General features: G+C 73.5%; 5 protein-coding genes. 2 read left to right on the forward strand and 3 right to left on the reverse strand.

All coding sequences use genetic code 11. From position 1 onward, the window contains the following. Positions 1-60 precede the first annotated feature (60 nt). On the reverse strand, positions 61-2517 hold the full coding sequence (locus ACH4S9_RS39120) for a glycoside hydrolase family 31 protein (protein ID WP_398376461.1): 2457 nt from the start codon (positions 2515-2517) through the stop codon (positions 61-63). Positions 2518-2709: 192 nt separating this feature from the next. On the opposite strand from ACH4S9_RS39120, the gene ACH4S9_RS39125 reads away from it, so the two are divergent. Next, positions 2710-4749 (forward strand): acetoacetate--CoA ligase, encoded by a 2040-nt coding sequence (locus ACH4S9_RS39125; RefSeq protein WP_398376462.1) that lies wholly within the window; start codon positions 2710-2712, stop codon positions 4747-4749. Between the two features lie 70 nt (positions 4750-4819). Next, a complete protein-coding gene (locus ACH4S9_RS39130) occupies positions 4820-5722 on the forward strand; it encodes a hypothetical protein (RefSeq protein WP_398376464.1) in 903 nt (300 codons plus the stop codon). Positions 5723-5802: 80 nt separating this feature from the next. Here ACH4S9_RS39130 and ptsP read toward each other — a convergent pair whose 3' ends face one another. Further along, on the reverse strand, positions 5803-7473 hold the full coding sequence (ptsP, locus tag ACH4S9_RS39135) for a phosphoenolpyruvate--protein phosphotransferase (protein WP_385344433.1): 1671 nt from the start codon (positions 7471-7473) through the stop codon (positions 5803-5805). Positions 7474-7571: 98 nt separating this feature from the next. Then, complete coding sequence (locus tag ACH4S9_RS39140) at positions 7572-8021, reverse strand: PTS glucose transporter subunit IIA (RefSeq protein WP_311726764.1); 450 nt, start codon at positions 8019-8021, stop codon at positions 7572-7574. Between the last annotated feature and the right edge of the window lie 472 nt (positions 8022-8493).

The following is an 8493-nucleotide window of genomic DNA, read 5'->3' on the forward strand; positions in this document are numbered from 1 at the left end:
AAGCCCCACCGGAACCGACACGCCCATCCGCGGGCCTCCAAGTGGCCCATCCGGCCCCGCTCACTGCCGGCGCGGCCGCTCCTTCGGAGCCTCGCCGCGCACCCGCACCGGGTACCCGGGCTCCGCCGCGCCCTCCCGCTCGACCGCCACCTCGCCGTCCCGCAGCCGCGAGACGAACCGCACCACCTCCGGCCTGTCCCACCCGTCGCCCGGGTCCACGACCAGCGTCCCGCGGCCCGGACGGCCCCGCACCGGAGTCCACGCCTCCAACTCCACCCCGCCGTCCGCGCCCGCCACCGGCACCACCGCGCCCGCCCGCGCCAGCACCGGCACACGCGACAGCGGGGCGTCCAGCACCACCTGCCCCGGGCCCTCGTACGCCCGGCCGGTCGCCGTGTCGTACCAGCGGCCGCGCGGCAGCCGCACCGCCCGCCGCTCGGCGCCCTCCTCCAGCACCGGCGCCACCAGCAGCGCGTCCCCCAGCAGAAAGGCGTCCTCGCAGTCGCGCAGCGCCCGGTCCTTGGGCCACCGCCACCACACCGGACGCGCGTACGGCGCCCCCGTGCGCCGGGCCTCGTGCGCCAGCGTGACGAAGTACGGCAGCAGCCGCTGCCGCTCGTGCAGCGCGGCCGCCGCGTGCGTGAGGACCGACTCCCCGAACTCCCACGGCTCCCGCCGTCCCGCCCAGATCGCCGAATGCGTGCGGAACAGCGGCAGATACGACGCCAGCTGGAACCAGCGCAGATACAGCTCGGGGGACGGGCTGCCGGTGAACCCGCCGACGTCCGGGCCGGAGTACGGCACCCCCGACAGGCCAAGACCCAGCACCAGGGACAGTGAGGCGCGCAGCCCCGGCCACCCGGTCGCCACATCCCCGGACCAGCTGCCCCCGTACCGCTGGAGCCCCGCCCACCCCGACCGGGAGAACAGAAACGGGCGCTCCTCGGGCCGCAGCTCCAGCAGCCCCTCGTAGCCGGCCCGCGCCATCGCCAGACCGTAGACGTTGTGCGCCTCGCGGTGGTCGCCGCCCCGGCCCTCCAGGGCGTGCCGCGCCGAGCGCGGCAGCGTCGGATCGCCGAAGGCCGCGAACGACACCGGCTCGTTCATGTCGTGCCACACCCCGGAGAACCCCTGCGCCAGCCGCTCCGCGTACAGCCCGCCCCACCACTTGCGCACCCGCGGATCGGTGAAGTCCGGGAACACCGCCTCGCCCGGCCACACCACCCCGCGCACCTCGCGCCCGCGCGCATCGCGTACGAACACCTCCTCGGCCGAGCCGCTGTCGTACGCCGCGGTGCCCGGCTCCGCCTTGACCGCCGGATCGACGATCGACACCAGGCGCGTCCCGCCCTCCCGCAACTCCGCCGCCAGCCCCGGCAGATCGGGGTAGCGGCCGGCGTCCACCGTGAACACCCGGTGCCCGGCGAGGTGGTCGATGTCCAGATGCAGCGCCGACAGCGGCAGCTCCCGCTCCCGGTAGCCCGCCACCACCCGCCGCACCTCCTCCTGGCCGCCGAACCCCCAGCGCGCGTGGTGGTGGCCCAGCGCCCAGCTCGGCGGCACCGCGGGAGCGCCCGTGAGCGCCGCCCAGCCCTGAAGCGCCCGCGCCGGCGTGCCCACGATCACCCAGTAGCGCAGCGGGCCGCCCTCCATCCGGATCCGGCAGCCGCCCGGCCGGTCGTGCCCGGAACCCTCGCCCTCCTCGCCCTCCCGCAGCGTGACCGTGCCGTCCCACGAGTTGTCATGGAACACCAGATGGGTGCCCGCGTCCGCCACCACCAGCTGCACCGGCATGGTCAGATACAGCGGGTCGTCCCCCGGCCCGAAGCTGCCGCCCGGATCGGTGTTCCACAGCCGGTACGAGCCGTCCCGCAGCCGCGGCCCGGACGCCCGCCCGCCCAGCCCGAAGAACCGCGCGTCCGCAGCGACCTGCGACCGGTGCTCCCACCGCGCCACGGCCCGCCCCGCTCCCGGCCTCTCCCCGTCCGTAAGCGGCTCGTCGCCGACCGCGCCCGGCCCGCCGGCATCCACGCCCCGCCCCTCCGGATCGGCCCCGGCCGGCTCCCACCAGCGCGGCGGCAGATCCCGCCGCAGCACCACCCCGCCCGGCGTCCGCATCTCCACCGCCCCGGTCCGCGAGACCGTCACCGTCACCCGCTCGGAGACCACCCGCCAGCCGCCGTCCGTGTCCGGCTCGAGACGCACCCGCTCGTCCGCGTCCGGGCAGGGCCCGTCCAGCGCGTACGAAGGCGCCGGCTCGGCGCCGTCCCACCCGCAGAACACCGCGCCGCCCGCGGTCACCCGCACCAGCAGCGAGGACCGCGCGAACCGCACCACCCCGCCGCCCGGCTGCGGATCCGCCCCCAGGACCTCGCCCGGCACCCGCGCGCGCTCAGGCCCCCGCGGCGGCAGCCCGACCGCGTCGGAACGCCGACGCCGCCACGCCGAGCGCAGCGACCTGAGCCCCTGCGCCGTACCGACCACCTTCACCGACCGCACCAGGTCACGCGCATCCATGTTGATCACCCTGCCATTGACGGAGCCCCGTGCGCGCGGCGTTCAACTGCCGTTCACCCGTGGTCCCGACACATCCCCACCGCCCCCGATATGGAGTGGCGGCCCTGGTGCACAAGTCGATCACATGGCATCGTCCTGCACGGGACACACACCGCGCGTATCCGCGCACCGCGAGGAGCCGGGAGCCGACAGATGACCACCGCAGCGCACCCAGACCACCTGCCGCGCCCCCTCTGGCAGCCGGGGCCTGAGCGGATCGCCCGGGCCCAGCTCACCCGCTTCCACACCTGGGCGGCCGAGCGCCACGGCGCCCCCGCGCCCGACCCCGCCGACCCGGCGGCGAGCTACGCCGCGCTGCACCGCTGGTCCGTGACGGAGCTGGAGCGCTTCTGGCAGGCGGTCGCCGAGTGGTTCGAGGTGCGCTTCGCCACCCCGTACGACACCGTGCTCGCCGACGCCGCCATGCCCGGCGCCCAGTGGTTCCCCGGAGCCACCCTCAACTACGCCGAACACGCGCTGCGCGCCGCCGAGGACCCCGCCCGCGCCACCGAACCCGCCCTGCTCCACGTCGACGAGAGCCAAGAGCCGCGGCCCGTCAGCTGGGCCGAGCTGCGCGGCCAGGTCGGCGCGGCCGCCGCCGAGCTGCGCCGCCTGGGCGTACGCCCCGGGGACCGGATCAGCGGCTACCTCCCGAACATCCCGCAGGCGGCCGTCGCGCTCCTGGCCACCGCCGCCGTCGGCGCCGTATGGACCTCCTGCGCCCCCGACTTCGGCGCGCGCAGCGTGCTGGACCGCTTCCAGCAGGTCGAGCCGGTGGTCCTGTTCACCGTGGACGGCTACCGCTACGGCGGCAAGGAACACGACCGCACCGAGACCGTCGCCGAGCTGCGCCGCGAACTGCCGACCCTGCGCGCCGTCGTCCACATCCCGCTGCTGGGCACCCCGGCCCCCGAGGGCGCGATCGAATGGGACACCGTGGTGCGCGAGCCGGCGGAACCGGTCTTCGAGCAGGTGCCCTTCGACCACCCGCTGTGGGTGCTCTACTCCTCGGGCACCACCGGACTGCCCAAGGCGATCGTCCAGTCCCAGGGCGGCATCCTGATCGAGCACCTCAAACAGCTGGGCCTGCACTGCGACCTGGGCCCCGGGGACCGGTTCTTCTGGTACACCTCCACCGGCTGGATGATGTGGAACTTCCTGGTGTCGGGCCTGCTCGTCGGCACCACCGTGGTCCTCTACGACGGCAGCCCCGGCTACCCCGACACCGCCGCCCAGTGGCGCGTCGCCGAGCGCACCGGGACCACGCTCTACGGCACCTCGGCGGCCTATGTCATGGCCTGCCGCAAGGCCGGGGTCCACCCGGCCCGCGACTTCGAGCTCTCGCGCGTCGCCTGCGTGGCCACGACCGGCTCCCCGCTGCCGCCCGACGGCTTCCGCTGGATCCACGACGAGTTCGCCGCCGACTCGGGCGACATGTGGATCGCCTCGGTCAGCGGCGGCACGGACGTGTGCAGCTGCTTCGCGGGGGCCGTCCCCACCCTCCCGGTCCACATCGGCGAACTCCAGGCCCCCGGGCTCGGCACGGACCTACAGGCGTGGAACCCGAGCGGCGAACCGGTGCTCGACGAGGTCGGCGAACTGGTCATCACCCGCCCCATGCCGTCCATGCCCGTCCGCTTCTGGAACGACCCGGACGGCAGCCGCTACCGCGACAGCTACTTCGACATGTTCCCCGGGGTCTGGCGGCACGGCGACTGGATCACCCTCACCGAGCGCGGCACGGTCGTCATCCACGGCCGCTCCGACTCCACGCTCAACCGGCAGGGCGTACGGATGGGCTCCGCCGACATCTACGAAGCCGTGGAGCGCCTCCCCGAGATCCGCGAATCCCTCGTCATCGGCGTCGAACAGCCCGACGGCGGCTACTGGATGCCGCTGTTCGTCCACCTGGCTCCGGGCGCCGCCCTCGACGAGGCGCTGCGCGACCGCATCAAGCGCACCATCCGCGAACAGCTCTCCCCGCGCCATGTGCCCGACGAGATCATCGAAGTGCCCGGCGTGCCGCACACCCTCACCGGCAAGCGGATCGAGGTGCCGGTCAAGCGGCTGCTCCAGGGCACCACCCTGGACAAGGCGGTCAACCCGGGCTCGGTCGACAACGTGGAGCTGCTGCGCTTCTACGAGCGCCTGGCCCGCGACAAGTCCGCCCCGCCGACCCCGCCCGCCGCGTAGCGGCACAGCGCGTTGTCAGTGCCCCCGGTTACGGTGAGTGAGCACTGATCGACCGCGCAGAGGGGGAGTCATGGCGCACACCACACACGGCGGCACGGACCGGAGGGACCGCGCCGCGCGGCGCGCGCTGCGCAGAGAAGCGCCCAGCACCGTGGCGCTGCTGGCCGGCGAGGAGGACTTCGCGGCCATGCGGCGCTACGCGTCGTTCGCCTTCGACGACCACGCCGCGTATCTGCGGCAGACGGAGGGGCTGCTGCGGATGCTCGCGGCACAGGGCGTGCACACATCCATCGCCCTCTTCGACCCGGCCGAGTACGAGGAGTTCTGCGCGGACTCCGGCATGGACCCCGACACCTCCGTCGCCCGCACCCGCTACACGGCCGACGTGGCCGCCGCGGGCCCGACCGTGACATACGAGGGCCAGCCGCTCGACCAACTCGTCCAGCGGCTCGTCGGCGCCGCCGAGCAGCAGGCCACCTGGGAGTACGCCACGGCCCTGCTGTCCCGCGCGGGAGGCTGCGGGTGCGGCGACGACCCGGGCCACGCCGCGTTCCGCCGCGCCCAAGCCGCGCTGCGGCGACTGCTCGCGGCGGCCGGGCCCGGCTGCCACCATGTGGTGTGCAGCGTCCCGGCGAACGGCGCCCCGCTCGTGGCAGTGGTCCACGCGGAAGCCACGGAGGTCGTGGAGGGCACCGAGGCCCTGATCTTCAGCACCGTGCTGGCCTGCGGGATCGCCACCAACAGCCCAGGCGGCGTCGTGCTGCGCACCACCACGCCCGGCGCCCCGGACACGGTCCGCGGCTGGTCGCTGCACCAGGGCTGGCTGCGGCCGCTGAGCGAGGCCGAGGTCTTCAGCGCGTACTGCACCGACGCGGAGACCGGCGAGCCCGTCCCGCCCGAGCACGGCGTCGAGTACCGGCCGGGCATCCCGCTACCGGGCCCGGACGACCCCGACGGCCCGGACGGCTCGTAAGGAGACCGACGTAGACGGGAGGCGCCCCGCCGCACCCACCGCGACGGGACGCCTCCCGGACCACACCTCACATCACCGGCTCACTCGCCGGACAGCACCGCCTGCGCGGCGACGCGGGCATCCTCGGCGGTGTCCGCCGCGCGGGCCGCGGCGGCTGCCCGCTCGCACTGGGCGAGCGTGTGCTTGGCCAGCGTGGCACGCACGTAGGGAATCGCCGCGGCGCCCATGGAGAGGCTGGTGACGCCCAGGCCGGTCAGCACGCACGCGAGCAGCGGATCCGACGCGGCCTCCCCGCACACGCCACAGCTCTTGCCCTCGGCCTGCGCGGCCTCGGCGGAAAGGGCCACCAGATCGAGCAGCGCCGGCTGCCACGGGTCCTGAAGCCGGGACACCGCGCCGACCTGACGGTCCGCGGCGAAGGTGTACTGCGCCAGGTCATTGGTGCCCAGCGACAGGAACTCCACCTCCTGGAGGATCGAGCGCGCCCGCAGCGCGGCGGACGGGATCTCCACCATGGCGCCGAACTTGGCCCGCAGCCCCGCCTCCCGGCACGCGTCGGCAAACGCCTTGGCGTCGGTCCGGTCGGCCACCATCGGGGCCATGACCTCCAGGTAGACCGGCAGCCCCGCCGCGGCCTTGGCCAGCGCCGTCAGCTGGGTCCGCAGCACATCCGGGTGGTCGAGCAGCGTCCGCAGCCCGCGCACACCCAGCGCCGGGTTCGGCTCGTCGGCCGGGGTGAGGAACTCCAGCGGCTTGTCCGCGCCCGCGTCCAGGACCCGCACCACCACCCGGCCCTCGGGGAAGGCCTCCAGCACCTGGCGGTACGCCTCGAACTGCTTCTCCTCCGACGGCGCCTTGGTGCTGTCGTCGAGGAAGAGGAACTCGGTGCGGAACAGCCCTACGCCCTCGGCACCGGCCTCCACGGCCGCCGGCACATCCGCCGGGCCGCCGATGTTCGCGAGCAGCGGCACTTTGTGCCCGTCCGACGTCGCACCCGGCCCGGAGGACGCGGCCAGCGCGGCCTTCCGCTCCTCCGCGGCCAGGGCCAACTCGGCCTGCTTCTCCTCGCTCGGGGCCACGAAGATCTCTCCCGTGCTGCCGTCCACAGCGATCAGGATCCCCTCGGCGAGCTCACCGGCGCCGGGCAGCGCCACCACCGCCGGCACACCAAGGGCGCGCGCGAGGATCGCGCTGTGACTCGTCGGCCCGCCCTCCTCGGTCACGAACCCGAGGACCAGGGTGGGGTCGAGCAGCGCGGTGTCGGCGGGGGCCAGGTCCCGCGCGATCAGCACATACGGCTCGTCGCTGTCGGGCACACCCGGCATGGGCACCCCCAGCAGCCGGGCCACGATCCGGTTCCGCACATCGTCCAGGTCGGCCACCCGCCCGGCGAGGTACTCACCGGCCCCGGCCAGCAGCGCCCGGTACGCGGCGAAGGCGTCGTACACCGCGCGCTCGGCCGTGCTGCCCACGGCGATGCGCCGCTCGACATCGGCCATCAGCTCCGGGTCCTGCGCCATCATGGCCTGTGCCTCGAGCACGGCCTGCGCCTCGCCGCCCGCCAGATTGCCGCGCGCCAGCAGATCGGCGGCCACGGCCTCCACCGCCTGGCGAGCGCGCCCTTGCTCGCGCGGCGCCTCGTCCGACGGAATCTGCTTCGCCGGCGGCTCCAGGACCGCGGTCCCCATGTGCCGCACCTCGCCGATCGCCACTCCGTGGCTCACGCCGACGCCTCGCAGCGTTGTCTCCATTGCACACGTCTCCGGTTCGATACGGCGGGGATCACCCGCCGTGGTGGTTGTCTACTCGCCGTAATGGCCGATCAGACCGGCTCCGACCGGCACTGAGCTCATGTCCAGCTGAACAGAACGTCGCCGGACTTCACATCGACGTCCGCACTGACGTCGGCCAGGGACTCCGCGGTGGCCTCAAGCGCCACGACCGGGCAGACCGGCGACTTCCCGGCGGCCACCACGGCCGCGGGGTCCCACCGCACCACGGCGTCGCCGCGCCGCACGGTGTCGCCCTTGTTGATGAGCAACTCGAATCCCTCGCCGCCCAGCTGAACGGTGTCGATGCCGAGGTGGATGAGCACACCGTGCCCCTCCCCGTCGACGACGACGAACGCATGGGCATGGAGTGACACGACAACGCCGTCGATCGGCGCCACCGCCACGGAAGGCTCGAGCACGGGATCGATCGCGGTGCCGGGGCCGACCATCGCCCCGGAGAACACCGGATCGGGCACGGCCTCGAGTCCGATCACACGCCCGGCGAGCGGGGAGGTCACGGTGGTCATTGGGAAGCCTCCCAGGGGTGGAGAATTCGTTACGCACTGTCACTGCCCGTCCCAGGCAGCGCACTGCCCAGAAGCGTAAGTCATAGGAACTGCGGATTCCGCACAAGCTGTGCAGGCCGAAGGGCACCCCTGGGGGACCGAATCGATTTGCCACGGCTGCGCGAGGGTTGTACTGTCGTATCCCTGCCCCGGATGAAGCGCCGCAGTCCACTGCGGGCACATCCAGGTCGAGGCAGCGCCATCAGTCACCTGACGACAGATCTTCGGATCAGCTTTCGCATGTCTGCGAAAAGCACGGATTCGGAGAAACGAAATCGGTCTGATAGCGTGTGAAACACCGAAGGGAAGCGCCCGGAGAAACCGGTGAAACGGTTTCGAAGGAAGCGTCCGTTCCTTGAGAACTCAACAGCGTGCCAAAAGTCAACGCCAGATATGTTGATACCCCGTACGGTCGGCCGGTTCCGGTTGATCG

It is taken from the genome of Streptomyces sp. NPDC021225 (assembly GCF_044332865.1).
Lineage (GTDB): Bacteria > Actinomycetota > Actinomycetes > Streptomycetales > Streptomycetaceae > Streptomyces.